Genomic DNA, 25,619 nt, shown 5'->3' with positions numbered 1-25,619 from the left:
CAAGGCCATGAGCGACACCCCGGACAGCGCCGTCCGTACGTACACCGAACAGCACCGTGCAGCCTTCCTCGACGACCTCGCCGCCTGGCTGCGCATCCCGTCCGTGTCCGCCCAGCCGGTCCACGACGGGGACGTACGACGCAGCGCCGAGTGGCTGTCCGCCAAGCTCGAGGAGACCGGCTTCCCGATCACCGAGATCTGGGAGACGCCCGGCGCCCCCGCGGTCTTCGCCGAGTGGCCGTCCGACGACCCGGATGCCCCGACCGTCCTCGTCTACGGGCACCACGACGTGCAGCCCGCCGCCCGCGAGGACGGCTGGGACACCGACCCGTTCGAGCCGGTGATCCGCGACGGCCGCATGTACGGGCGCGGAGCCGCGGACGACAAGGGGCAGGTGTTCTTCCACACCCTGGGCGTCCGGGCCCACCTCGCCACCACCGGCCGCACCACCCCCGCCGTCAACCTCAAGCTGCTGATCGAAGGCGAGGAGGAGTCCGGCTCGCCGAATTTCCGCACCCTGGTCGAGGAGCAGGCCGGCCGACTCACCGCCGACGCCGTGATCGTCTCCGACACCGGCATGTGGGACGAGACGACCCCCACGGTCTGTACGGGCATGCGCGGCCTCGCCGAGTGCGAGATCGAGCTGTACGGCCCCGAGCAGGACATCCACTCCGGGTCGTTCGGCGGCGCGGTCCCCAACCCGGCGACCGCAGTGGCCCGGCTCGTCGCCGCACTGCACGACGCGGACGGCCGGGTTGCGATCCCCGGTTTCTACGACGGCGTGACGGAACTCACCGACACCGAGCGCGCACTCTTCGCCGAACTGCCCTTCGACGAGGCGACCTGGCTGCGCACCGCCAAGTCCCGAGCGGTGTCGGGCGAGGCCGGCCACTCCACGCTGGAACGCATCTGGGCCCGCCCCACCGCCGAGGTCAACGGCATCGGCGGTGGCTACCAGGGCGCCGGAAGCAAGACGATCATCCCGTCCTCCGCCCTGGTGAAGATCAGCTTCCGGCTGGTCGCGGGCCAGGACCCCGACCACATCCAGCAAGTGGTCCGGGCCTGGGCCGAAGCGCAGGTTCCGGCCGGTGTCCGTCACCGGATCACCTTCGCCCCCGCCACCCGCCCCTGTCTGACCCCGCTGGACCACCCCGCCCTGCAGGCCGTGGCCCGCGCCATGGGACGGGCCTTCGGCCAGAAGATCCTCTTCACCCGGGAAGGAGGCTCGGGGCCCGCCGCCGACCTGCAGGACGTGCTCGGCGCGCCCGTCCTCTTCCTGGGTATTTCCGTACCGTCCGACGGCTGGCACGCCCCCAACGAGAAGGTCGAACTCGACCTCCTGCTCAAGGGCGTGGAGACGACCGCCCACCTCTGGGGCGAACTGGCCGCCGCACTCCGCTGAATCCTCTGAACACCCGATCCAGATCCACCCCGGGGGAGTAGGAAGCACCTGTGAGCACCTTCGACAACGCCACGACGGACCGGCCCATCGCTCTCACCGCGCCCAGCGGCATCGACCGCACCGCGCACCACCGCCTCGACGAGGCATGGCTGGCAGCCGCCTGGAGCCACCCCACCACCCGCGTGTTCGTCGTCTCCGGTGGGCAGGTACTGATTGATGACACGGCCGACGGAAATACGGAGATCGTCATGACCCCGGCCTTCGAGGCCCCGGTCACCGAGACCCACCGCTACTTCCTCGGTACCGACGAGGACGGCGTCAGCTACTTCGCGCTCCAGAAGGACTCCCTGCCCGGCCGCATGGACCAGCCGGCCCGCCCGGCCGGCCTGCGTGAGGCCGGACTGCTGCTCGGCCCCCGCGACGCGGGGCTGATGGTGCACGCGGTGGCACTGGAGAACTGGCAGCGCCTGCACCGCTTCTGCTCACGCTGCGGCGAGCGCACGGTCATCGCGGCGGCCGGTCACATCCGCCGCTGCCCGGCCTGCGGCGCCGAGCACTACCCGCGTACCGACCCCGCGGTCATCATGCTGGTGACGGACGACCAGGACCGCGCCCTGCTGGGCCGCCAGGTCCACTGGCCCGAGGGTCGCTTCTCGACGCTCGCGGGCTTCGTCGAGCCGGGGGAGTCGATCGAGCAGTCCGTGGCCCGCGAGGTCTTCGAGGAGGTGGGAGTCACGGTCGGCGAGGTCGAGTACATCGCCAGCCAGCCCTGGCCGTTCCCCTCCAGCCTGATGCTCGGCTTCATGGCACGGGCGACCTCGCCCGAGATCAACGTGGACGGCGAGGAGATCGAGGAGGCCCGGTGGTTCTCCCGCGAGGACCTGACGGCGGCCTTCGAGTCGGGCGAGATCCTGCCCCCGTTCGGCATCTCGATCGCCGCCCGCCTGATCGAGCTCTGGTACGGCAAGCCGCTCCCGAAGCCGGGCAGCGTCGGCTGACGTACGGCCCACGGCTTACTGGGCAGCGCCTTTCGGATACGTACAGGAACGCCCCCTTCCGGTGCTCCGACCGGAAGGGGGCGTTCCTGTACCGCGGGAGCGGCGGGATCAGGCGGCGAGCGCCTGCTTCACCTGGGCCAGGGACGGGTTTGTCATGACGGCCTCGACACCCGTGGAGCCGACCACCAGGACGGTGGGAACGGTCTGGTTGCCCCCGTTGGCCTTCTCGACGAAGGCCGCGGAGTCCGGGTCCTGCTCGATGTTGATCTCGTTGTACGCGATGCCCTCACGGTCCATCTGGCTCTTGAGCCGACGGCAGTAGCCGCACCACGTGGTGCTGTACATCGTCACAGTGCCCGTCATGTCTTCGCGCTCCTCTGTCTCATCAGACTCGTCTGTCTCATCCGTCTCATCCGTCACGCGGAGAAGCTGGAAAGTGCGTTGCCGCACGGAGAGGGAACGTACGCGAGCCGACCACCATTCCCACCACCACCCCCGCATTGGCGGGCCACCACTGCTGCGTCGGCGGGCCACTACCGCTGTGCTGACGGGCCACCACCCCTGCGTCAGCGGGCCATCACCCCTGTGTCGGCGGGCCACCACCCCTGCCTCAGTGCGACACTGCCCCCCGTTAGTACGACAGATGCGGCCCCCTGTGGACAACCTCCGCACCCGCCTCTTGCGACCTGGCAGCATGGCGGGGTGACAGCAGCAACGCATTCCTCCCTTTTCCCGCAGGTCCCCGAGTCGGCCGACGCCGTGCTCGACGGCCTGGACCCCGAGCAGCGTGAGGTCGCCCTGGCCCTGCACGGCCCGGTGTGTGTGCTGGCCGGAGCCGGTACGGGCAAGACGCGTGCGATTACGCATCGCATTGCCTACGGGGTGCGCGCCGGGATACTCCAGCCGACAAGTGTGCTCGCCGTCACGTTCACCAACCGGGCCGCGGGAGAGATGCGGGGACGGCTGCGCCAGCTCGGTGCGGGCGGGGTGCAGGCGCGGACGTTCCACTCCGCCGCCCTGCGCCAGCTCCAGTACTTCTGGCCGAAAGCGGTCGGCGGCGACCTGCCCCGGCTGCTGGAGCGCAAGGTCCAGCTGGTCGCGGAGGCCGCGGCCCGCTGCCGCATCCGGCTCGACCGCAACGAGCTGCGCGATGTCACCAGCGAGATCGAGTGGTCCAAGGTCACCCAGACCGTGCCCGCCGATTATCCGGCCGTGGTCGCCAAGACCCAGCGGGACGCCCCTCGCGATCCGGCCGAGATCTCCCAGATCTATGCGATGTACGAGCAGCTGAAGCGCGACCGCTCAGTGATCGACTTCGAGGACGTGCTGCTTCTGACCGTCGCCATCCTTCAGGACCGCCACGACATCGCCGACCATGTCCGCCGCCAGTACCAGCACTTTGTCGTCGACGAGTACCAGGACGTCAGCCCGCTCCAGCAGCGCCTGCTCGACCTCTGGCTCGGCGACCGGGACACCCTGTGCGTCGTCGGTGACGCCAGTCAGACGATCTACTCCTTCACCGGAGCCACCCCCGACCACCTGCTGAACTTCCGCACCCGCCACCCCAACACGACGGTGGTCAAGCTGGTCCGGGACTACCGCTCCACCCCCCAGGTCGTCCATCTGGCCAACGGGCTGCTCGGCCAGGCCCGCGGCCGCGCCGCCGAGCAACGGCTGGAACTGGTCTCGCAGCGCGAGCCCGGCCCCGAGCCCGTCTATACGGAGTATGCGGATGAGCCCGCCGAGGCCGAGGGCACCGCCCGCCGCATCCGCGATCTGATCGCCGCGGGCGTTCCGGCCGGCGAGATCGCCGTGCTCTACCGGGTCAACTCCCAGTCCGAGGTCTACGAGCAGGCCCTGGCCGACGCGGGCGTGCCGTATCAGCTGAGGGGCGCGGAGCGCTTCTTCGAACGGGCGGAGGTACGGGAGGCCGGCGTCGCCCTGCGCGGCGCGGCACGCGCGGGGGGCAACGACTCCCTGCTCGACGACGCGGAGGGGCTGCCGGCGGAGGTGCGGGCAGTGCTGTCCACCAAGGGGTGGACCACGGAGCCGCCCGCGGGCTCCGGAGCGGTGCGCGACCGCTGGGAGTCCCTGGCCGCGCTGGTCCGGCTCGCCGAGGACTTCGAACAGGCCAGGCCGGGCGCGACGCTCTCCGATCTGGTCGCGGAACTCGACGAGCGGGCCGCCGCCCAGCATGCCCCCACGGTTCAGGGGGTCACACTCGCCTCGCTGCACTCGGCGAAGGGCCTGGAGTGGGACGCCGTATTCCTGGTCGGGTTGACCGAGGGCATGATGCCGATCACCTACGCCAAGACCGACGAGCAGATCGAGGAGGAGCGCCGGCTGCTGTACGTCGGCGTCACCCGGGCCCGCTTCCACCTCTCGCTTTCATGGTCGTTGTCCCGCTCTCCGGGCGGCCGCACCGGACGACGCCCGAGCCGGTTCCTGAACGGACTGCGCCCCGGCTCGGCGGCGCTCGGTACGCGCGGTGCGGCCGGTGGCGGCGGGATCGAACGGGGCCCAGGACCGGTCGCCAAGCGCGGCCGTCGCGGCCCCGCCCGGTGCCGGGTCTGCGGCAAGACCCTCACCGATGCGGGCGAGATGAAGCTGATGCGCTGCGACGACTGCCCGTCCGACATGGACGAGGCGCTGTACGGGCGGCTGCGCGACTGGCGGGCTGTCCGGGCGAAGGAGATCGGCCAGCCCGCGTACTGCGTGTTCACGGACAAGACGCTGATGGCGATCGCCGAGGCAATGCCGGGCAGCGCGGGCGAACTGGCCGGGATCTCCGGGGTCGGCGCGCGGAAGCTGGACCGTTTCGGGACCGCGGTCCTCGCCATCTGCGCAGGTGAGACGGTGGATGGGGAGTTCACGGACACCGATGACGAGGCGTGAGAAAAACTCGTCGAAAAAATAGTTTGCGCCCGCCCCAGTCGTCACCATAGGTTCTTAACCACGGGAACAGCGACTTCTCTGAAGCCCTGGTCCTGTGCTGTACTTATCCGAATACGCAGGACCGGCCCGCCGGTCCCCCCGAGACGCCGAGAGGAGGCGATTGAAGTGATCAGCATCATCAAGACCAAGAAAATGACCGATCTTTCGGTTGTCTCCGCCTGCTCGCTCGGCCTCGCCTGCTCTTCGGATTCCTCGCTTCGTGGCACCGGTATGTCCGGCATTTCCGCCGTCAGCCCGCTGTCCCTGGCGAACTCCCCCGTGCGGGAGCGCAATGAGCGACCGACCCAGGCATCGGCAGCAGCAGTAGCGAAGGGACAGGCCCAGGCCTATGCCTTTGCGGCCGTCGATGCAGGAGCGGAATCCGGCGCCAAGAAGCAGACGACGCATCACACGATGTGGGCCTTCCGTGGGCCTGAACCCTGGAGTGATCCAGCCTGATTCAGAATCAGGCCGGCGCCTTCAGGGCCGCGGAACCCCACTCGGGATCCGCGGCCCTTTTGTTTTGTCCAAACGGACGGGACAGCGCGAAGGAGCCTCGGGACAAGCAGCACCCGGTACCAGCCGCCCCCGGCCAACAGGCCGGAACGACCAGACGAGGACACCACCCACCGTGCAACTCGAAGCGCACGCCCCGTCCGTACCGCATTCCGAAACGATCCCGCCGCCCGGCCTCACGGAGGACTCCACCTTGATCCCCCTCACTGCGCTCACCGCGCTCGACGACGCCATCGAGAACCTCGGCGTGCCCGTCCCCTGCCGTTCCTATGACCCGGAGGTCTTCTTCGCCGAGTCGCCGGCCGACGTCGAGTACGCCAAGTCCCTCTGCCGCACCTGCCCGCTCGTCGAGGCCTGCCTCGCCGGCGCCAAGGAGCGTCGCGAGCCGTGGGGCGTCTGGGGTGGTGAGCTCTTCATCCAGGGCGTCGTCGTTGCTCGCAAGCGGCCGCGTGGCCGTCCGCGCAAGAACCCGGTCGCGGCGTGACCGCCGGACTGGGGGTCACGGCCCCCAAACCCATGAAGCGCATCGGAACCATCGACCGCCCCCACACCCACGATCCCCGAAATCAGGCACCAATGTCCGTCCCCACGAATGAGCCCGTCGGCTCCGCAACACCGAACGTCACCATCATCGGCGCGAACGACTCGCGTCAGAACAGGACCCGCGAGATGCAACTCATCCCAGAAGCCCTGGCTCGTGCCCATATGCACGACCGCCAGAGGGAAGCCGACACGCGACGCCAGGCCGTGCGCCTGGTCACCGCGCGCCGGATGCAGCGCCGGGCCGAGCGCGCCTCGATGCGCGCCCGACGTGCGCTGGCCATGGCGGTCATGCACTAGCCGGGCCGAACCACCAGCAAACAGCACCCATAGTCAGTACCCCTTCCGCGGGGCCGGTCCGAACGGGCCGGCCCCACGGTCGTGCTATGCGGTCGTGCTGTGTGGTGCCGCGCGGCACAGCAGCGACGGAGTTATCGTCACGAGGTGGACGAGGAGACTCATCACCAAAAACAGCAACCCGCGCAAAGGGACGCCGCGGCAGTCGTGTGCGCCCTGTGCGGTACCTCCGCCGACAGTGAGACCGCACCGCCGACCTGGATCTGCTCCGTGGAGAACGGCAGACACCAGTACTTCTGCGAAGCGTGCGCCCGCACCCACATCAGGGCGATCGAGAGCCGCCTCGACTCCGCCTGGTGGTGACACCCTTGGTGGTGTCGCCCGGGGACGGCCTGGAATTGTGATGGCCCCGGGTTGTGATGGCCCAGGGTTGTAACGGGTCGGAGTTGTGACGTCCCGGGCTCGGTGCCGGGGGCCTGAAGGCCGCCCTATGCGCCGGCGGCCGCGTCGCCCGCCAACTCCTGCACCACGGACTCCTGCTCGTCCTCCAACAGAAACCCCGGCACCCAGGATTCGAGCTCGTCGCGCAGCCGTACCGTCGCACCCAGCTGGCACAGCACCCCGATCGTGCTCAGCGTCACCCGGTGTATCAGCAGATAGGAGGGCGGCAGATTCAGCTGCTTGCCCAGCTGATGAGCGGGCGAGCGGGGATCCGCAATCCGCGTCGCCTGATTGCGCATCCAGCTCCGGGTGAAGGTGAACTGCTCCACCTGCGCCGGTTCGATGATCGGGAGAAGATAGTCGAGCACCGCGTCCGGGTCGAGGTCGATCGAGTCCTTGACGAACCCCTCCTCGCGCAAAAGCTCGTACACCGCCTCCGCATCACCCGCCAGCGTCATCCGCAAGGAGTCCCCAATGGTCTGCGGCAGACCACCCGGCAGCCGGTCCACCGTGCCGAAGTCCAGCACCCCGAGCCGCCACTGACCGGTTCCCCCGGCCTCGTCGTCCGGGGGCAGCAGCCGGAAGTTGCCCGGATGCGGGTCCGCATGCAGCAGCCCGGTGCGCGCGGGCCCCGAGAAGAGAAAGCGCGCCAGCAACTGACCGGCCCGGTCCCGCTGCTCCGGCGTGCCCTCCGCGATCACGTCGGCCAACGGAACACCGTCCATCCACTCCGTCACCAGCACCTGGTCGGACTGGTGCACCACACCGGGGATCACGACATCCGGGTCGGCCGCGAACTCCTCGGCATGGTCCCGCTGCGACCGTGCCTCCTGCTCGTAGTCCAACTCCTCCGATACCCGGTCACGCAGCTCCGAGATGAGCGGTTTGACGTCCATTCCGGGAATCAGCGGGCCGAGCAGCCGGGCGAACCTGCTGAGTTGGGCCAGATCCGAGAGCAGCGCCTCTCCGGCGCCCGGGTACTGCACCTTCACCGCGACGTCCCGACCGTCGTGCCACACAGCCCGGTGCACCTGACCGATCGAGGCGGCGGCCGACGGCTTGTCCTCGAATGCGAGGAACAGCTCCCGCCAGCCCTCGCCGAGGCGTTCCTCCAGCACCGCGTGAACAGCGGCGCCGGGCATGGGAGGTGCCGCTTCCTGAAGTTTGGTGAGTGCCGCCCGGTACGGTCCGGCGACCTCCTCGGGCAGCGCCGACTCGAAGACGGACAGGGCCTGACCCAGCTTCATCGCCCCGCCCTTCAACTCGCCGAGGACCTTGAAAAGCTGGTCCGCGGTGCGCTGCTGCACCTCGCGGGCGACCAACTCCGCGGACTTCCCACCGATTCGCTTGCCCAGCCCCCACGTGGCGCGGCCGGCGAAGCCCAGTGGCAGGGCGGCCAATTTGGCGGTACGGGTGACCGCTTTCCGGGGAAGATCAGACATGAGCCCCTCCAAATCCCAGACTGCCGTACCGCGTGCGGCGGTTACCCGGCCATTGTGTCGTGCGCCGCGTCGGCCCCGGAGGCGCGCTCCCCCTCAGTGTGTGCAGCTGCCCCGCAGGAACAGTCGGGGTGCGCCTCCATCCGCTCGGACCGCCAGTCCAACAGCGGCAGCGCGGCCTCCCAACGAGTTCCCGTACTGGCGGGCAGTTCCCCGTCCAGGAAGGACAGCGCATGGGCGGCAGCCAGACCGGCCACCGACGTCGCCAGCGCCAGGTCACAGGCCTGCACAGCGGTGCGCCGCCCGGACTGCCACTGAGACAGCATCCTGGGCCAGTCCTCATCCCGGTCCGCACGCTCCAGCGCCAGACACCTCGCGCACGCCGTACCTCCTGGCAGGACCAGGGGTCCGACCACTCCCGTCGCCTCCATCACCCCGGCGTAGAGATGGGGAGTCCCCGAAGCGATCCATGGTTCGGCCGGGCGCGGGTCGGGGGCGTACACCGCGAGGCCGTCGCGAGGGGCGACCACGATCAGTGACAGCCCCGGCTCGCCACCCGCCGCCGGGGAACCTGCCGTCTCCGATGCCCGGGGAGCCGAACCGACGGCGGACCTGCGCACCAACTGCCGGGCGGCGGTGTCCCTGCGCTCGCCGACGGCCGCCGGTGGAAGCCCGCCGGGCGATACGTCCCACGGCTCGGTGCACCCGCCGTCCAGAACCTCCACCCGGCCCACCCCGGATCCGGACAGCACCGCCGCGATCGCGGCACCGACCCGGCCGGCACCCCGCACCTGGACCCGCATCGCCCGGCGGGCTGCCAGCCGCCGCATCCCGCCGCCCGGCTCGGGATGGACGACGGAGAGCGACGCCAGATCGGGGCGGTGCCGCTCCAGGGCGCCGGGCCGGTTCCGTAACGCATCGGTCTCCGGGGCAGCCGCCCGCACGTCATCGATCAGTCCTGCGGCCGTCAAGCGGCCCACCAGTGTGTCGACCTGATGGTCCGACAGGTCCAGTGCGCGAGCCTCCTGTCGCAGCAGCGGCAGGCCGCGCGTGCCGTCGAGCAGTTCCAGAAAACAGCCCGTCGCGATATCCATCGGACCGAGCTTCACCGCGTGAGCGCGGGTCACTCCGAATTGCACGGTGCCTCGGCCGCGCCATGCGCGGCGCAGTGCGGGCTTCAACATCGGGTACACGGCTTCCCCCGGTCTGTGTCCATGATCTCTGTGTGTGGGCGGTGTCCCGGATCTTCGTGAGATCCGTTGTCAGAATGCAGGAAGACGCCGAAGTGTGCGGAGAGTTATCCACAGGCATGGGGTATTAGTCGTTCAAATGGTGCACGCTGTGGAGCGGACCACGTGCGAACCGTCCCGGAGGCGGGACTTCCCCCACTGACACCGGGTAACGTCATGGCGTGCCCGCCGACCTGTCACCCGGATTCCCCGGGGAGACCCCCGCGCGCAGCGCCGGAACCCATCAGCGCAGCGCGGCAGACCGTCCGCCCCGCGCCTCGGCAACGAGCGCGGTCGAGGTCCGCAGGAGCACCCGCCGCAGCAGAACGGTCTCCGCGTACCGGGAGGGGAATCGCACCATCGTGCTCATCCCGGCCCGGATGTCGGAGGCCGAGGAGCAGCGCTGGGTGAACGTGATGCTCGACAAACTCGCGGCCCAGGAGAGCAAGTGCATCCTCGGCGACAGCGAACTCGCCGAGCGGGCGGAGCGGTTGTCCGCCCAGTATTTCGAGGGCCGGGCAAGGCCCGCGTCGGTACGGTGGGTGACCAATCAGAACACCCGTTGGGGGTCCTGCACCCCGGCGGAGAGCAGCATCCGGCTGTCGCACCGGCTGCAGGGCATGCCCGAGTACGTCATCGACTACGTACTGGTCCATGAGCTGGCCCATCTGCTCGTCCCCGGCCACGGTCCGCGCTTCTGGCGGCTGTTGGAGGCGTATCCGCGTACCGAGCGGGCCCGCGGCTACCTGGAGGGTGTGGTGGCGGCCGACCGGCTGCCGCATCTGCCCGCCGCACGCGGTGAGTGACGTTCGGCGATTCTGTACCGGGTCTGTACCGACTTGGCTCAATGTCGGAGTTTGCGGTTAGCCTGACGCGACGCATACACATCCGGGATGGGGGACGGTCGTTACGCATGGCCAGGGAATTCCAGCGCGGCCACAAGGCCAAGATCAGCGATCTCACGCCGGGGACGGACCTGTACGTAGGTGTGCAGATCGCCGGCCCGGGACTGAGCTTTGACATCAGCTGCTTCGGCCTCGATGCCAATGAGCAGCTCTCCGACGACCGGTATTTTATCTTCTTCAATCAGCCGAAATCGCCCGAGGAGTCCATTCAGCTCCTTGGCGCCCAGGCCGGTGACACCGAGTCGTTCCGCGTCACCCTGGACCGCATTCCGGCGAACATCCACAAGCTGTCGTTCACCGCGACGGTCGACGGCGCCGGGCAGATGTCGCAGGTCGGCCCCGGATACATCCGCATCGTCGCGGGTGGCGAGGAAGTCGTCAGGTACGCCTTCAACGGCTCGGAGTTCACCACCGAGCGGGCGGTGATGCTGGGCGACTTCTATCTGAAGGACGTCTGGCGGTTCGCCGCCGTCGGCCAGGGCTTCGACGGTGGCCTGGAAGCGCTGCTGAAGAACTTCGGCGGCGAGGTCGCCGAGGAGGAGCCCACCGCACCTCAGCCGCAGGCCGCCGCCCCGTCGTTCGCCCCGCCCGGCCAGACGGCCGCACCGGCGCCCGCCCCGTCCTTCGGCGCCCCGGCCGCACCGCAGGCTCCGCAGACGGCCCCTTCCTTCGGTGCCCCGGCCGCGCAGGCCCCGGCCCACATGCCGCAGCAGGTGCATGCCACGCCGACGATGGCAGCCCCGATGGCGCCGCACGGTGTCACGGCGTCGCCGCCCGCCCCCGCCCCGGCTCCCTACGGTCAGCCGCCCCAGCAGTCGCAGTTCGGGCAGATCCCCGGCCAGCAGCCCCCGCCCGCCGCCCCGTACGGTCAGCAGGTTCCTGCTCCGTACGGTCAGCAGCCTCCCGGAATGCAGCCTCCCGGTATGCCCCAGGGCGTGCCGCAAGGTGTGCCGCAGGCCGGTGCCGGTCTTCAGGCCGCGCTCCAGCCGTACAAGGAGACAGCCACCGGGCAGCGTTGGACCCCGCAGAACCAGCAGCTCATGCGGATCGACCTCACCATGGGCGGTACGCCCGTGCTCGCCCGCCAGGGCAGCATGGTGATGTACCAGGGCAAGGTCGACTTCAGCTACAAGGGTGCCGGTTTCGCCGGCCGGATCGTCGGCAATTCCACCGGCCAGGAGATGCAGCTGATGCGCTGCACCGGCCGCGGACAAGTGTTTTTCGCCGAGGACGGCTCCCATCTGCACGCCATCGAGCTGCAGGGCGACGGCATCTGCGTCTCGGCGGAGAACGTCCTCGCCTTCGACGAGTCGCTCCAGCACGAGGTCCGCAGGATCGAGGGCCACGGCATCCCCGGCGGCGCCCTGTTCACCATGCAGTTCCAGGGCACCGGCACAGTCGTCGTCAAGACCCACGGTGTCCCCGTCGTCCTGCCCGTCACACCGACCACCTTCGCCGACTGCAACGCCGTCGTGGCCTGGTCATCCGCTTCCCAGGTGATCATCTCCAGCCAGGTCCGGCTGCGTCGTAACGCGTACCCGGGGCACAGCGGAGAGACCGTGAACCTTCAGTTCCGGGGCGCCCCCGGCAACTTCATCGTCGTCCAGCCCTACGAGGTCTGAGGGAGTCCGTCATGAACCAGCAACTCGCGGGCTACGCCCCGACCCCCGTCACGGCCCGTATGGAGAACCACGGCCGCACGATGCTCAAGGTCGCCATGGCCACCGGCCAGGACCTCTACGCACGTACCGGCTCGATGGTGGCGTACGAGGGCTTCATCCAGTACGAACCCAACCCGCCCGCCGCCCGTCAGATGGCCTCCCAGTGGGTCACCGGCGAGGGCGCGCCGATCATGAAGTGCTCCGGCGACGGACTGCTCTACCTCGCCGACTACGGCGCCGATGTGGTCGTCATCAACCTCAACAACGACTCCCTCTCGGTCAACGGCACCAACGTTCTCGCCTTCGACGGCCATCTCACCTGGGGCGTGGAGCGAGTCAAGGGCCTCTCCAAATTCGCCGGTCAGGGCCTGTGGAACGTCTGCATCTCGGGCACCGGCTGGGTCGCCATCACCTCACGCGGCACACCGATCGTCGTCGACTGCGGACGCGGCGAGGACGAGACCTACGTCGACCCGGACGCCCTCGTGGCGTGGTCCCCGAACCTCAAGGTGAAGGGCAAGCGCAGCTTCAAGGCATCCTCGCTCATCGGGCGGGGCAGCGGTGAGGCCTACCAGATGGCTTTCTCCGGCCAGGGCATCGTCGTCGTACAGCCGAGCGAGGACAGTACCGACCGCCTGCGGATCCGGAACTGAGGGGGAGGGAGAACACACCATGCAGAGTCCGCTTTTCAGCTACACGGAACAGCAGTCCCAGGACCGGTACGCCGTCCAGAACCCGCAGCTCCTGCGGGTCTCGCTGACCGGCCAGGACGACGTACTCGCCCGCAAGGGCGCCATGGTCGCCTACCAGGGACTGATGGAGTTCGACGGCGAGTACCAGTCGCACGGGCAGCGCCGCGCCCGCGCGAGCACCGGCGAGGGCCTCGATCTGATGCGCTGCTCCGGCCAGGGCACCGTCTACCTCGCCAACCTGGCGCAGTACATCCATGTCGTGGACGTCGACCACGAGGGCATGACGGTGGACAGCGCCTACGTCCTGGCGCTCGACTCCTCGCTGCACACCGAGGTCATCGCGGTGGACAGCCAGTACGGCATCTCAGGCACCGGCAAGTACCAGCTCAACATCTCCGGCACCGGCAAGGTCGCTCTCATGACCTCGGGTCAGCCGCTTATGATGCAGGTCACACCCGACAAGTACGTCAACGTCGACGCCGACGCGATCGTCGCCTGGTCCAGCTCGCTGCGCGTTCAGATGCAGGCCCAGACGCACTCCTCGGGCGTCTGGCGGCGGCGCGGCAACACCGGCGAGGGCTGGGAGCTCAGCTTCCTCGGTCAGGGCTTCGCCCTGGTCCAGCCGAGCGAGGTGCTGCCCCCGCAGAACCACGAGATCGGCCAGGGCGTCCGGGCCCAGTACGGGATGGGCCAGCACGGCGCCCACGGCCAGAACCAGAACAACTCCTGGAACTGAGCCGCAGCGCACCGGCACGCACGAACACGGGAAGGGGCGGTCTCCCAGGAGACTGCCCTTCCCCATGCCGCATGCCGCTCCTACCCGCGCTGCTCCAGCGCGGCGCGGACGCGTGTCATCAGTCGTACGACCGATGTGTCGGCCACCGACGCGACCTCGTCGTACGCGAACCAGCGCAGGTCCAGTGACTCGTCGCTGATCTGTTCCGTCGCGCCCGACGGTGCCAGCGCCGCGTACTGCACATCCAGATGCCAGTGACAGGGCGCGGGGATCCGGTGGCGGTCCAGCGTCACCGGTCCGCCCGCGAGCAGGACCAGATCGCTGATGCCGGACTCCTCGGTGGCCTCACGTAGCGCCGCAGCAGCCAGCGTGGTGTCCTGCGGCTCGCAGTGGCCGCCCATCTGCAGCCACATCTGAAGCTTGCGGTGCAGTGTGAGCAGCACTCGGCCGCGCTCTGGATCGATGACCAGCGCGCTGGCCGTCAGATGTCCTGCCCCGCAGGCCTTCCACATGCCGTCGGGATGCTGAGCCAGATGGTCCAGATAGACCTGGCGCAGCTCCTCCTGGGTCGGGTCCACCGGGTTCTCGTACCTCTTCAGTGCGAGAACGGCGTCGTCGTACAGGCTCACTGGTCGGTGTCGCCCTTGCCGTCGCTCTTGCGGCCGTCGGTTCCTTCGGCATCCGCGTCGTCGGCGTCGGCCTCGGGCTTCTGTGGACCCTTCGCGGCCTCGCCGAGCATCTTGTCCAGTTCGGAGAAGTCCAGCTGCTCGTGGTGCACAAACCCGTCCGGATCGTCCAGGTCGTGGGCCGTCGGCAGCATGTCGGGGTGCTCCCACAGGGCGTCGCGCCCGTCGAGACCGCGGGCGTCCGTGAGCGATGCCCACAGGCGCGAGGCGTCACGCAGCCGCCGCGGACGCAGCTGAAGGCCGATCAGCGTGGCGAATGTCTGCTCGGCCGGCCCGCCGGAGGCGCGCCGCCTGCGCATGGTCTCGCGCAGCGCGTCCGCCGAGGTCAGACGGGACTTCGCGGCCTCGTGCACCACGGCGTCCACCCAACCCTCGACCAGTGCGAGCGCCGTCTCCAACCTGGCCAGAGCGGCCTTCTGCTCCGGCGTGTCCTCCGGCTGGAACATGCCTTGCTGGAGGGCGTCCTGCAACTGCTCGGGTTGCGACGGGTCGAACTGGCCGACCACATCCTCCAGCTTGCTGGTGTCGACCTTGATGCCCCGGGCATACCCTTCGACGGCGCCGAACAGATGCGAACGCAGCCACGGAACATGGGCGAAAAGCCGCTGGTGGGCGGCCTCGCGCAGGGCGAGATACAGCCGCACCTCATCCTGCGGCACGCTGAGGTCCTTGCCGAACATCTCGACGTTCAGCGGAAGGAGCGCGGCCTTGCCCGCCGGGCCGAGCGGCAGCCCGATATCGGTCGATCCGACCACCTCGCCCGCCAGCACACCGACGGCCTGCCCGATCTGCTGGCCGAACATCGCGCCGCCCATCGACCGCATCATGCCGATCAGCGGGCCCGCCATCGCCTGCATCTCCTCGGGCAGCACATCGCCCATGGCCAGACCGACGCGCTCGGCCACGGGGTCGACCAGCTTCTGCCAGGCGGGAAGGGACGCCTCGACCCACTCCGCACGGCTCCACGCCACGGTCGAGACCGAACCGGAGGGCAGCGACGTCACGCCGTCCAGCCAGAGGTCCGCCAGGCGCAGCGCCTCGTCGACCGCGGACCGCTCGGACGGGCCGACGCTCGCGTCCTTGGTGCCGTCCGGCGTGCCCTGCGAAACCGTCTGGCGGGCGATCTGCTTGGCCATGTCCCAGTTCACGGGACCGCCCTCGTAGCTCAGCATCTGGCCGAGCTGCTGGAAGGCCGCTCCCAGGTCATTGGGGTTCATCGTGCCGAACATCGCCGCGAACGGGTTGTCCCCGCCCGCGCCGGGACCGAAGCCGAACGGGTTCGTCGGCCCGCCCGAACCCTGCCCACCTCCGGTGGGGTCCTTCTTCTTGCCCTCGTCGCCGTTTTCCGGCTCCTCCGGCGGAAGGCCGAATCCGAATGGGGTGTCACTCACGGGTTTCCTCGGCTCGTAGGGCCGCCGGCTCGAACCGACGGCGACTGCCCGACATCACCATCCAGCGTAGACACCAAAAGTCCGCTTGGGGCCTCAGTGCTCCGCCGGCTCCCGGCCTGCGGCAGGATGGACGCCACCTGGTACGTACGCGTCATTCGGGTACGTACTGAAGACAACCGCTGGAGACGCCCGGTGAGTTCCCCAGATCCTCAGGTTCGCGCAGCGCGAAACCTGTCCGCCCCCTCGACCGAGAGTAAGCCCGCCAAGAGCCGCTCCAGGAGCCGTGGCCCCGTCGTCGCGGTCACCGGAGCCGCGGGGGGCGTCGGTGAGCTGCTCGTCGCACGCCTTGCGGTATCCGAGGAGATCAAGCAGGTCATCGCCATCGATGAACGCCGCGGGGAGGTCTCCGAGGCGACCTGGCACATCCTCGACGTCCGGGACCCCGCCATCGCGGAGAAGCTGCGCGGCGCAGATGTCGTCGTGCATCTGGCACTCGATCTCGACCTGGAGACCGACCCCGCCGCCCGCACCGCCTACAACGTGCGCGGCACCCAGACCGTGCTGACGGCCGCTGCGGCCGTCGGGGTCCACAGGGTCGTGCTGTGCACCTCGGCGATGGTCTATGGGGCTCTGCCCGACAACGACATTCCGCTCGCGGAGGACGCCGAACTGCGTGCCACGGCCGAGGCCACCGGCGTCGGCGACCTCCTGGAGATCGAACGGCTCGGCCGCCGCGCGCCCCGCGCCCACCCCGGACTCAATGTGACCGTGGTCCGGCCCACCGTCCTGGTCGGCGGTACGGACACCGCGCTGACCCGCTACTTCGAGTCGCCGCGCCTCCTGGTCGTCGCCGGATCGCGCCCCACCTGGCAGTTCTGCCATGTCGACGACCTGGTCACGGCCCTGGAGTACGCCGCGCTGGAGAAGATCGACGGCGAGTTCGCGGTCGGCTGCGACGGCTGGCTGGAACAGGAGGAGGTCGAGGAGCTCAGCGGCGTTCGCCGGATGGAACTTCCCTCAGCCGTGGCCCTCGGCGCCGCCGCCCGGCTGCATCGGATCGGCCTCACCCCGTCCCCGGCGGGCGATCTGGCATACACGATGCACCCCTGGGTGGTCAGCGTGAGCCGGCTGCACGACGCGGGCTGGCGGCCGAACTGGACCAACGAGGAGGTGCTCGCCGCGCTCCTCGAAGAGGTCGAGGGCCGGCATACCGTCGCGGGACGCCGCCTCGGCCGCAAGGACGCCACCGCGGCAGGTGCCGCCGGTGCGACCGTGGCGCTGCTCGGTACCGCCGCCTTGGTCCGCCGCGCCCGCAAGGCCCGCCGCCGCATCTAGAGGGCTGTGGGGCCTCTGTAGAAGGTTCCAAGGCCAGAGGCGGGCCCGCCGGTGGAAAGCGCTATTCCACGATGTCGGTGCGGTACGGCACCATGGGCCCCATGGCTCCCACCCACGACCACCCCGGCGAGCGCGCGGTAACCGACCCGATCCGGCTGCTGGCGATTCGCGACACGCCGCTGTCGGTCGACGAGATCTTCCGGGCCGTCGGGGACGACGCCGCGGGCGGCACGGCGCTCTTCGTCGGCACGGTGCGCAACCACGACGGCGGTCAGGACGTCGGTGCGCTCGGGTACTCCTGTCACCCCTCGGCACAGGACGAATTGCGCCGGGTGGCCGAGAAGGTTGCTGCGGAATTCCCGGTCCGGGCACTGGCCGCCGTCCACCGAGTGGGTGACCTCCGAGTGGGCGATCTCGCCGTGGTCGTCGCCGTGTCCTGCCCGCACCGCGCGGAGGCGTTCGAGGCCTGTCGCAAGCTGATCGACGACCTCAAGCACGAGGTTCCGATCTGGAAGCACCAGCGTTTTTCGGACGGTACCGAGGAGTGGGTCGGCGCCTGCTGAGCGCAAACCGGCCGGGTGATCATCCCCCCGATTTGCGTAACCGCACCCCTGCCGTGACTGTGGGTCGTGCAGATGGTTAATCTGCTGATCGGTCAATTGCGGTCGCTCACGGGGCAGGGAGGTCGTAATGGCAGCACTCGTCTGGTTGTTGATTCCGCTTTTCGCTGCGCTCGGTGCCGCGATATGGGGAATCTGGGCCACCCGTAATCGCACGGCCGGTGATGTCTCAGAACTAGCCGGGTATGCCCGGTTCCGTGAGGCGATGGAGAAAACGCACTCCGGTTCCGATGTCGTCTGACCTCCATCGAACATACGCAGTCGCCAATCCGCCTCGCGAAGCCGGCCACCGACGCCCTTGGGCGCAGTGCCAGGCCAGGCTTTCCGCCCCGCACGGACCGGCCCCGACGGTGCACTGACAGACCCTTCCCGTACTGTCGTTCCATGCCACGCCGCACCACGACGATGCTCGCCTCCACGCTGATCCTCATCGCGCTGCTCTGCGCAGGTGTGCTGATCAAGGTGCCGTATGCGGAGATGTCTCCCGGGCCGACCGTGAACACCCTCGGCAAGGCCGAAGGCGAACCGGTCCTGCAGATTTCCGGGCACAAGACGTACCCGACGTCCGGAAACCTCAATATGACGACGGTCAGGGTCACCGGTGCCGACTACAACATGAACCTCGTCGAGGCCGTCTACGGCTGGCTGGCCCACGACAGCGTGGTCGTACCGCACGACACCCTTTACCCCGACGGCAAGACCGAGCAGCAGTCGACGCAGGAGAACGCCGAGGAGTTCAGCCAGTCCCAGGAGAGCGCCAAGGTCGCCGCCCTGACCGAGCTGGGCATCCCGGTCTCGTCGCGCGTAGTGGTCTCCACGGTCATCAAGGACAGCCCCGCCCAGGGCAGGCTGCACGCCGGTGATGTGATCAAGCAGGTCGACGGTACGGCGGTCGAGCAGCCCGAGGACGTCGCGAAGCTCGTCACCCGCCACAAGCCCGGCGAGGACGTCACGTTCACGATCATCCCGGCGAAGACGGCGCAGGCGGCCGAGAAGGCCGGCAAGGAGCCCGAAGGCAGCCGGAAGGTCGTCATCACCACGAAGAAGGCACCCAAGGAGAACCGCGCGATCGTCGGCATCCAGGCCGGGACGGACCACACGTTCCCGTTCGACATCGACATCAAGCTCGCCGATGTCGGCGGCCCGAGCGCCGGTCTGATGTTCTCCCTGGGCATCATCGACAAGCTGACGCCCACCGACCTCACGGGCGGCGAGTTCATCGCGGGCACCGGCACGATCGACGACGAGGGCAAGGTCGGCCCGATCGGCGGCATCAACATGAAGCTGGTCGGCGCGCGCGACGCCGGGGCAGAGTACTTCCTGACGCCGAACGACAACTGCAAGGCCGCCGCCTCCGACACCCCGAGCGGACTCACGCTGGTGAGGGTGAAGACGATCGACGACGCGAAGAAGTCACTGGAGAAGATCCGGGCGGGGGACACGGCCGACCTGCCGAGCTGCTCGGCAGGCTGACCGCGTCCCCTAGACGGGGATGTGACGGGGCGCGGCGGGGTGGGTCAGGCCTCGAAGGTTGCGGCCAGCGCGTCGGCCAGCCCGGGCACCAGGCCGGCGCCGGTCCGCACCTCGCTCGGGGAGTCCTTCTCGCGGAGCCGTACGGCCGACTCGCGCGTACCGTCCCGAAGGACGGCCACGGTCATGCGGACCTCCTGGCGCTCCGGGTGCTTGGCGACCCACTTGGTCAGCTGGGCATCGCTGAGTCCCTTCGGCACGGAGGCCTCGGCGGACGGCGGCAGCATCAGTCGCTCCACCGTCATCGCGCATCCGATCACCGTGTCGGGCCAGGCGATCGTGGCGAGGAACTCGTCCAGGGCGGTTCCCGGCGGGAGCTCCTCCTGCTCGATGGGGGTGAGTGAGGCGATCGGAGAGTCGGAGCTGTCGAGACCGAGCTGGGCAGCGAGGCCGGGCTCCTGGGCCCGCAGCCGGGCGGTGTCGACGAGAGCGAAGAGCCGGGCCGGCTGGTCCCAGCCGAGGCCGGAGATGTACTGGTCGATTTCGAGCACGGCGACGGTGAGGGGGCTCGCGGCCATCGGGGGGCCTGAGGGGGAAACGTTGGGCATGGCCAATATCCTGCCTCCTTCCGTGCCGGGAACGGGAACTAGGTAAAGGCTCAGTAAGTTGCATAGGTGGGCTCTACGATCGCTGGGCCCGCTTCACACGACCCGCGAACTTCGAGGTGCGTACGTTGGCTTTCCAGATGCCGGACCGCGGCGGAGGCCCGACCGGGCCACGGATCAGAGTCGGTCGCCCGTCCCGGCGCGCCCGTACCCTGCTCATGACACTGGGCGTCCTGGCGGTTCTCGCCATGGCGTTCGTCATGTTCGCCGGGTTCTGGACGGACTGGCTCTGGTACCGGTCGGTCGAGTATTCATCCGTCTTCACCACCACTCTGTGGACCAAGATCGGGCTGTTCCTCGTCTTCGGACTGCTGATGGCGATCGCCGTCGGTCTGAACATCTGGCTCGCGCACCGGCTCCGACCGCCGCTGAGTGCGATGTCGCTGGAACAGCAGAGCCTGGACCGCTACCGGATGAGCCTCGCCCCGTACAAGAAGTGGGTGCTGCTCGCGATCACCGCGCTCGTCGGACTGATCGCCGGAGCATCCGCCTCCGGTCAGTGGCGCACCTGGCTGACGTATGTGAACGGCGTGGCGTTCAACCAGAAGGACCCCCAGTTCAATCTGGATGTGTCCTTCTACTCCTTCGACCTGCCCTGGTACCGCTTCCTGCTGGGCTTCGGATTCGCGGCCACGGTGCTCTCGCTGATCGCCGCCGCGCTGACCCACTATCTGTACGGCGGGCTCCGCATCACCAGCCCCGGCGCCCGGGCCACCGGCGCGGCCACCGGCCATCTGTCGGTGCTGCTCGGCGTCTTTGTCTCGCTGAAGGCCGTGGCGTACTGGCTCGACCGTTACGGCCTGGCCGTGAAGTCCAGCGACTTCAAGGCCACGGACAACTGGACGGGCCTCAGGTACGTCGACGCCAACGCCTACCTTCCGGCGAAGACCATTCTGTTCTTCATCGCCGCGATCTGCGCCGTGCTCTTCTTCGCGACGCTCTGGCGCCGCACCTGGCAGCTCCCGATGATCGGCCTCGGTCTGATGGTGCTCTCGGCGATCCTGATCGGCGGGCTGTACCCGGCGATCGTGCAGAAGTTCCAGGTCCAGCCGAACGAGCAGGCCAAGGAAGCGCCGTTCATCCAGAAGAACATCGAAGCGACGCGTGACGCGTACGACATCGATGACGCGCAGGTCGACGACTACTCGGGCAAGAGCACGACGACCAACGACGCCAAGCTGCGCGCCAGCGCGGACGATGCCGCCAGTTACCGGGTGATGGACCCCAACGTCGTCTCCCCGGCCTTCCAGCAGCTCCAGCAGAAGAGGAACTACTACCAGTTCCCCAAGACGCTTGACGTGGACCGCTACAAGGACGCCGCCGGCAAGGACCAGGACACGGTCATCGGTCTGCGCGAGCTCAACCTCGACGGCATCCCCAAGCGCAACTGGATCAACGACCACTTCACCTACACCCACGGCTACGGCGCCATCGCGGCCAAGGGCACGACGACCGGCACGAACCCGAAGGGTTCTCCGGACTTCACCGAGTCCGGTCTCCCGACCACGGGTGAGCTCGGCGAGTACGAGCAGAAGATCTACTACGGCGAGAAGACCGAGCAGTATTCCATCGTCGGCGGGCCCCAGAAGGAGCTCGACTACGAGGAGGACGGCGAGAAGACCACCAGCTACCAGGGCGACAGCGGAGTCAGTCTCTCCAACGCCTTGAACCGCGCCGCGTACGCCGTGGAGTTCGGCGAGCCGCAGATCCTCTACTCGGGGGCCATCGGCGAGGGCTCGCGGGTTCTCTACAACCGCACGCCCAAGGAGCGCGTCGAGGCGGTCGCCCCGTGGCTGACCATCGACGGCGACGCCTACCCGGCCGTGGTGGACGGCCGCATCCAGTGGGTCGTCGACGCGTACACCACCACCAACAGCTACCCGTACGCCTCCCGTACCACGCTCGGTGACACCACGGCCGACTCGCTGACCACCGACCAGCGTGCGGTCGTCGCCCAGGAGAACCAGGTCAACTACATCCGCAACTCGGTGAAGGCCACCGTCGACGCGTACGACGGCAAGGTCAAGCTCTACGAGTGGGACACCGAGGACCCGGTCCTCAAGACTTGGAGCAAGGCGTACCCGGGGACGGTGGAGCCCAAGTCGGAGATCCCGCAGGAGCTCATGGAGCATCTGCGGTACCCGCAGGACCTGTTCAAGGTGCAGCGCGAGCTGCTCACCCGCTACCACGTCACGAACCCCGCCCAGTTCTACAGCGGCAGTGACGCGTGGCAGGTCCCGGACGACCCGACCAACAAGGAGTCCGGTGCCGTCCCGCCGTACTACCTGAGCATCAAGATGCCGGACCAGACGGCCCAGAAGTTCTCGCTGACGACGACGTTCACCCCGAAGGGACGGCCCGACCTCGGGGCGTTCATGGCAGTGGACGCGGATGCGGCCAGCAAGGACTACGGCACGATAAGACTGTTGAGAGTCACCACCACGGTGAAGGGCCCCGGCCAGGTACAGAGTGAGCTCAACGGCAACGACGATGTCGCCGAGTTCGTGAGGAACCTCAAGGGAACCGACTCCGACATCGAGTACGGCAATCTGCTGACAGTGCCGCTCGAAGGAGGCTTCCTCTACATCGAGCCGGTGTACACGCGCGGTGGCACGCAGAACTATCCGCTGATGCGCAAGGTCGCTGCCTCGTACGGGTCGAAGACCGTCTTCGAGAACAGCCTCGGGGAGGCGCTCGACGCGGTCTTCGGGGTGACGGACTCCGACACCACCCAGCCGCCTGACGACACCACCCGACCACCGGCCGACACCACGCAGCCACCGGCCACCGGTGACGCGGCGCTGAAGAAGGCGATCGCGGACGCGCAGAAGGCCTATGCGGAAGGCGAGGCAGCCCTGAAGAAGCAGGACTGGAGCGCCTACGGCAAGGCCCAGGAGGATCTGCAGGACGCGCTGCAGCGTGCGGAGGCCGCCCAGCCCAAGTCCGGCAGTGCGAATAGTCCGGGCAGTCCGGGCAGTCCGGGCAATGCGGACAAGGCGTCCGATGCGGGCGGCAGTGGCTAAGTAACTCGGTAAAGGCTCGCCCCGCGTCGTGGTACGGTTTCAACACAACGACGCGGGGTGGAGCAGCTCGGTAGCTCGCTGGGCTCATAACCCAGAGGTCGCAGGTTCAAATCCTGTCCCCGCTACTGAAAGACGAGGGCCCGGATCCTTTCGAGGATCCGGGCCCTCGTCGTGTCGCGGCGACTTTTCCGTGGTGGGCGTGAAGTGCGGTTCGCGGGGCACGAGTTGGGTCCAGACGTGTTTGACTTATCTCTCTGTGGGCATGTCGACAAAACGCTGAAGTGACCTCACTGGCCGCGATATACCAGGTGTACGCGGGTTGCGGGTGGTGCGACGATGGTATTTATGGGGGACAGGGCAACTCTGTTGGAGACAGGGCGGTTTGTGCAGCGCCGCGTTCATCGGGCGGATAGTGCGATGAATGCGGCTTTTGGTGCTGCGGCCGCGGAGAACAGCGAGACCACTGAGACCACTGAGATCATTGGGGCGACCGAGACCGCCGAGATTGTGGGGTGTGCCGCGACCGTCGAGAGTGCAGAGGGCACGGAGAGTGCCGGGACCACCGGGAGTGCCCGGGCCACCGGGAGCACCGGGGCCTTTGAGGCCGCGGAGGGCCCCGAGACTCGGGAGAGCCCAGAGAGCCCAGAGAGCCCAGAGAGGCCGGAGAACCCGGAGAACGCGGAGAACCCGGAGAGCCCGGACACTCCGGAGACTCCGGAGACTCCGGAGAGCGCCGAGAGTGAGGTGCGCCACCGTCGCGCCGCGGACGCCGGGGACACCACATCGATGAGCGTCCTCGGTGCCCTGCTGCTGCGCCGCGGTGATCTGGACGGCGCCGAGCCCTATCTGCGGGGGGCCACCGCCGACGGCGACCGGGCCGCGGCCAACAACCTGGGCGTCCTGCTCCATCAGCGTGGGTACACCGACGACGCGGCCGGCTGGTGGCGTATCGCAGCCGTCGCCGGTTCCGCCGCCGCCGCGCACGCCCTCGGCCGCCACTACCGGGAGCGCGGCGACGAACCCGGCGCCGAGTACTGGCTGCGGCAGTCCGCTGAGCAGGGCCATGCGCTGGGCGCGTACGCCCTCGCCGACCTGCTGGAACACCGCAGCGACGTCGGCGCCGAACGCTGGCTGCGCGCCGCCGCCGAACAGGGGCACCGGGAGGCCGCGTACCGTCTCGCGCGCATGCTGGACCGCAATGCCACCGGCGACCCGCACGACGCCTTCGGCCGCCCGGGGCTGGGCCCCGGAACCGGCCCCGGCGTGGGCGCCGCCGATCGTCCGGGCGCCGTCGGCCGCCCCGCGGTGCGCAGGCACGACGGCCCCGTGGCGGGTCCGGCGACCGGGCGCGTGGGCGAGGCCGAGCAGTGGTACCGGCAGGCCGCCGCGCGCGGCCACCGGCGCGCCGCCCTGCATCTCGGCGCCATCCTCGAACAGCGCGGCGAGCCAAAGGAGGCCGGCCGCTGGTACCTCATCTCCGCCAAGGCCGGCGAGGCACGAGCCGCCTGTGCGCTCGGATTCCTGCTGCGTGACGCGGGCGACGAGGAGAGCGCCGCCGTGTGGTGGCTGCGTGCCGCCCAGGACGGCGACGGGAACGCCGCCAACGCCCTGGGCGCCCTGCACGCCGCCCGTGGCGAGCAGCAGACGGCCGAGCGTTGGTACCGCGCCGCCATGGACGCGGGCGACGTCAATGGCGCCTATAACCTGGGGCTGCTCTGCGCGGCCCAGGACCGTACGCCGCAGGCCGAGCAGTGGTACCGCCGCGCCGCGTACGCGGGCCACCGCGAGGCTGCCAACGCACTGGCCGTACTCCTGCTCCAGGCAGGCGACGCGACCGGCGCCGAGCCCTGGTTCTCCAAGGCCGCCGAGGCGGGCAGCGTCGACGCGGCCTTCAACCTCGGCATTCTGCACGCCGGCCGCGACGAGGACCGTACGGCACTGGTCTGGTACGAGCGTGCCGCGGCGGCCGGCCACACCGAGGCCGCCCTCCAGGTCGGCATGGCCCTGCTGCACCACGGCGAGGAGCAGGAGGCCGAACGCCATCTGCGCTGCGCGGCGGGCGGCGGCAGTGCCGAGGCCGCCTTCCGGCTGGCCGGGGTGCTGGACTCGCGGCAGCCGCCGCCCGGACCTCCCGTGCTCGGCGAGCCGATGCCGGAGAAGACCGAGTGCGAGGAGTGGTACGAGCGGGCCGCCGAGCAGGGGCACCGCCGCGCCCAAGTACGGGTCGGGATGCTCGCGGCGGCCCGTGGCGACGTGGACAGCGCCGCCCGCTGGTACCGCGAGGCCGCCGAGGCGGGCAGCCGCAACGGTGCCTTCAACCTCGGGCTGCTGCTCGCCCGCGAGGGCAGCGAGCGTGAGGCCGCGTTGTGGTGGAGCCGTGCCGCGAACGACGGGCACGGGCGGGCCGCTCTGCGTCTTGCCCTGCTGGCCGCCCGCCGCGGCGAGCTGACCGAGGGGCAGCGCTGGTGTGCGCGGGCAGTCGAGCTGGGCCCGGCGGAGGTCGCCGAGCGGGCTGCCCGGTTGCGGGAGGCGCTGCATCAGGAACTGACCGCGTAGGGCGAAGGGCGGGGCATCGGGGAGGCGGCTCCCTGGTGCCTCCCCGGCGCCTCCGCGTAAGGCGCCGCAATGGATTTGCGCTG

Annotated in this window: 23 protein-coding genes and 1 tRNA gene; 18 read left to right on the top strand and 6 right to left on the bottom strand. The window is 69.2% G+C overall.

Annotated elements, in window-relative coordinates:
• Positions 1 to 7: 7 nt before the first annotated feature.
• Together ACZ3IC_RS06275 and nudC are read left to right on the top strand one after the other, a co-directional pair.
• Entirely contained in the window at positions 8 to 1,402 is a 1,395-nt protein-coding gene (locus tag ACZ3IC_RS06275; protein WP_467413080.1) for a dipeptidase, read from the top strand.
• Positions 1,403 to 1,452: 50 nt separating this feature from the next.
• A complete protein-coding gene (gene nudC / locus ACZ3IC_RS06270) occupies positions 1,453 to 2,400 on the top strand; it encodes an NAD(+) diphosphatase (RefSeq protein ID WP_467413079.1) in 948 nt (315 codons plus the stop codon).
• Between the two features lie 108 nt (positions 2,401 to 2,508).
• Here the strand turns inward: nudC and ACZ3IC_RS06265 are convergent, their stop codons facing one another.
• Positions 2,509 to 2,763 (bottom strand): mycoredoxin, encoded by a 255-nt coding sequence (locus tag ACZ3IC_RS06265; RefSeq protein ID WP_467413076.1) that lies wholly within the window; start codon positions 2,761 to 2,763, stop codon positions 2,509 to 2,511.
• A 339-nt stretch (positions 2,764 to 3,102) separates the two neighbouring features.
• Here ACZ3IC_RS06265 and ACZ3IC_RS06260 point away from each other — a divergent pair, with 339 nt between their 5' ends.
• The 5 genes from ACZ3IC_RS06260 to ACZ3IC_RS06240 all read left to right on the top strand — a co-directional run bounded on the left by ACZ3IC_RS06260 (position 3,103) and on the right by ACZ3IC_RS06240 (position 7,050).
• Positions 3,103 to 5,295 carry an ATP-dependent DNA helicase UvrD2 gene (locus ACZ3IC_RS06260; RefSeq protein WP_467413075.1) on the top strand — a complete coding sequence of 731 codons (2,193 nt, stop codon included), beginning with the start codon at positions 3,103 to 3,105 and terminating at the stop codon, positions 5,293 to 5,295.
• A 165-nt stretch (positions 5,296 to 5,460) separates the two neighbouring features.
• Positions 5,461 to 5,793: a hypothetical protein gene (locus ACZ3IC_RS06255; RefSeq protein ID WP_467413074.1), complete on the top strand. Its 333-nt coding sequence runs from the start codon at positions 5,461 to 5,463 to the stop codon at positions 5,791 to 5,793.
• A gap of 172 nt (positions 5,794 to 5,965) precedes the next feature.
• Positions 5,966 to 6,334 (top strand): WhiB family transcriptional regulator, encoded by a 369-nt coding sequence (locus tag ACZ3IC_RS06250; protein WP_467413071.1) that lies wholly within the window; start codon positions 5,966 to 5,968, stop codon positions 6,332 to 6,334.
• A gap of 32 nt (positions 6,335 to 6,366) precedes the next feature.
• Positions 6,367 to 6,690, top strand: coding sequence for a hypothetical protein (locus ACZ3IC_RS06245; protein ID WP_467413177.1), 324 nt, complete (start codon positions 6,367 to 6,369; stop codon positions 6,688 to 6,690).
• Positions 6,691 to 6,834: 144 nt separating this feature from the next.
• The gene (locus tag ACZ3IC_RS06240) at positions 6,835 to 7,050 is read left to right on the top strand and encodes a hypothetical protein (RefSeq protein WP_467413070.1); all 216 of its coding nucleotides are present in this window, start codon (positions 6,835 to 6,837) and stop codon (positions 7,048 to 7,050) included.
• A gap of 125 nt (positions 7,051 to 7,175) precedes the next feature.
• Here the strand turns inward: ACZ3IC_RS06240 and ACZ3IC_RS06235 are convergent, their stop codons facing one another.
• Together ACZ3IC_RS06235 and ACZ3IC_RS06230 are read right to left on the bottom strand one after the other, a co-directional pair.
• A complete protein-coding gene (locus tag ACZ3IC_RS06235) occupies positions 7,176 to 8,570 on the bottom strand; it encodes an ABC1 kinase family protein (RefSeq protein WP_467413069.1) in 1,395 nt (464 codons plus the stop codon).
• A 41-nt stretch (positions 8,571 to 8,611) separates the two neighbouring features.
• Positions 8,612 to 9,760: a ThiF family adenylyltransferase gene (locus ACZ3IC_RS06230; protein ID WP_467413066.1), complete on the bottom strand. Its 1,149-nt coding sequence runs from the start codon at positions 9,758 to 9,760 to the stop codon at positions 8,612 to 8,614.
• A gap of 218 nt (positions 9,761 to 9,978) precedes the next feature.
• On the opposite strand from ACZ3IC_RS06230, the gene ACZ3IC_RS06225 reads away from it, so the two are divergent.
• From ACZ3IC_RS06225 to ACZ3IC_RS06210, 4 genes are all read left to right on the top strand, one after another.
• A complete protein-coding gene (locus ACZ3IC_RS06225; RefSeq protein WP_467413065.1) occupies positions 9,979 to 10,602 on the top strand; it encodes a M48 metallopeptidase family protein in 624 nt (207 codons plus the stop codon).
• 107 nt (positions 10,603 to 10,709) lie between these two features.
• On the top strand, positions 10,710 to 12,323 hold the full coding sequence (locus ACZ3IC_RS06220) for a TerD family protein (protein WP_467413063.1): 1,614 nt from the start codon (positions 10,710 to 10,712) through the stop codon (positions 12,321 to 12,323).
• Between the two features lie 11 nt (positions 12,324 to 12,334).
• On the top strand, positions 12,335 to 13,015 hold the full coding sequence (locus ACZ3IC_RS06215) for an AIM24 family protein (protein ID WP_467413061.1): 681 nt from the start codon (positions 12,335 to 12,337) through the stop codon (positions 13,013 to 13,015).
• Between the two features lie 19 nt (positions 13,016 to 13,034).
• Positions 13,035 to 13,790 carry an AIM24 family protein gene (locus ACZ3IC_RS06210; protein ID WP_467413059.1) on the top strand — a complete coding sequence of 252 codons (756 nt, stop codon included), beginning with the start codon at positions 13,035 to 13,037 and terminating at the stop codon, positions 13,788 to 13,790.
• Positions 13,791 to 13,870: 80 nt separating this feature from the next.
• Here ACZ3IC_RS06210 and ACZ3IC_RS06205 read toward each other — a convergent pair whose 3' ends face one another.
• Both ACZ3IC_RS06205 and ACZ3IC_RS06200 read right to left on the bottom strand, forming a co-directional pair.
• Positions 13,871 to 14,419, bottom strand: a complete 549-nt coding sequence (locus tag ACZ3IC_RS06205) for an NUDIX domain-containing protein (protein WP_467413056.1) — start codon at positions 14,417 to 14,419, stop codon at positions 13,871 to 13,873.
• The gene (locus ACZ3IC_RS06200) at positions 14,416 to 15,867 is read right to left on the bottom strand and encodes a zinc-dependent metalloprotease (protein ID WP_467413055.1); all 1,452 of its coding nucleotides are present in this window, start codon (positions 15,865 to 15,867) and stop codon (positions 14,416 to 14,418) included. The genes ACZ3IC_RS06205 and ACZ3IC_RS06200 overlap by 4 nt, the downstream gene beginning before the upstream one ends.
• Positions 15,868 to 16,059: 192 nt before the next feature.
• Between ACZ3IC_RS06200 and ACZ3IC_RS06195 the strand changes: the two genes are divergently transcribed.
• The 4 genes from ACZ3IC_RS06195 to ACZ3IC_RS06180 all read left to right on the top strand — a co-directional run bounded on the left by ACZ3IC_RS06195 (position 16,060) and on the right by ACZ3IC_RS06180 (position 19,295).
• Positions 16,060 to 17,202 carry an SDR family oxidoreductase gene (locus ACZ3IC_RS06195; protein ID WP_467413053.1) on the top strand — a complete coding sequence of 381 codons (1,143 nt, stop codon included), beginning with the start codon at positions 16,060 to 16,062 and terminating at the stop codon, positions 17,200 to 17,202.
• Between the two features lie 101 nt (positions 17,203 to 17,303).
• Positions 17,304 to 17,765, top strand: a complete 462-nt coding sequence (locus tag ACZ3IC_RS06190) for a molybdenum cofactor biosynthesis protein MoaE (protein WP_467413051.1) — start codon at positions 17,304 to 17,306, stop codon at positions 17,763 to 17,765.
• A gap of 127 nt (positions 17,766 to 17,892) precedes the next feature.
• A complete protein-coding gene (locus ACZ3IC_RS06185) occupies positions 17,893 to 18,063 on the top strand; it encodes a hypothetical protein (protein ID WP_467413049.1) in 171 nt (56 codons plus the stop codon).
• Between the two features lie 143 nt (positions 18,064 to 18,206).
• Entirely contained in the window at positions 18,207 to 19,295 is a 1,089-nt protein-coding gene (locus ACZ3IC_RS06180) for a YlbL family protein (protein WP_467413048.1), read from the top strand.
• A gap of 44 nt (positions 19,296 to 19,339) precedes the next feature.
• On the opposite strand, the gene ACZ3IC_RS06175 is transcribed toward ACZ3IC_RS06180, so the two are convergent.
• The gene (locus tag ACZ3IC_RS06175) at positions 19,340 to 19,900 is read right to left on the bottom strand and encodes a PPA1309 family protein (RefSeq protein ID WP_467413047.1); all 561 of its coding nucleotides are present in this window, start codon (positions 19,898 to 19,900) and stop codon (positions 19,340 to 19,342) included.
• 137 nt (positions 19,901 to 20,037) lie between these two features.
• Here ACZ3IC_RS06175 and ACZ3IC_RS06170 point away from each other — a divergent pair, with 137 nt between their 5' ends.
• The 3 genes from ACZ3IC_RS06170 (at position 20,038) to ACZ3IC_RS06160 (ending at position 25,536) form a co-directional block, all read left to right on the top strand.
• The gene (locus ACZ3IC_RS06170; protein ID WP_467413175.1) at positions 20,038 to 22,980 is read left to right on the top strand and encodes a UPF0182 family membrane protein; all 2,943 of its coding nucleotides are present in this window, start codon (positions 20,038 to 20,040) and stop codon (positions 22,978 to 22,980) included.
• Positions 22,981 to 23,031: 51 nt separating this feature from the next.
• Positions 23,032 to 23,105, top strand: a tRNA-Met gene (locus tag ACZ3IC_RS06165).
• 292 nt (positions 23,106 to 23,397) lie between these two features.
• Complete coding sequence (locus tag ACZ3IC_RS06160; RefSeq protein WP_467413045.1) at positions 23,398 to 25,536, top strand: tetratricopeptide repeat protein; 2,139 nt, start codon at positions 23,398 to 23,400, stop codon at positions 25,534 to 25,536.
• Positions 25,537 to 25,619: the final 83 nt, after the last annotated feature.

This window comes from Streptomyces sp. NPDC002958 (assembly GCF_055563255.1).
Note: the sequence above shows the minus strand (reverse complement) of the source record. Positions and strands in the feature narration are given on the sequence as shown.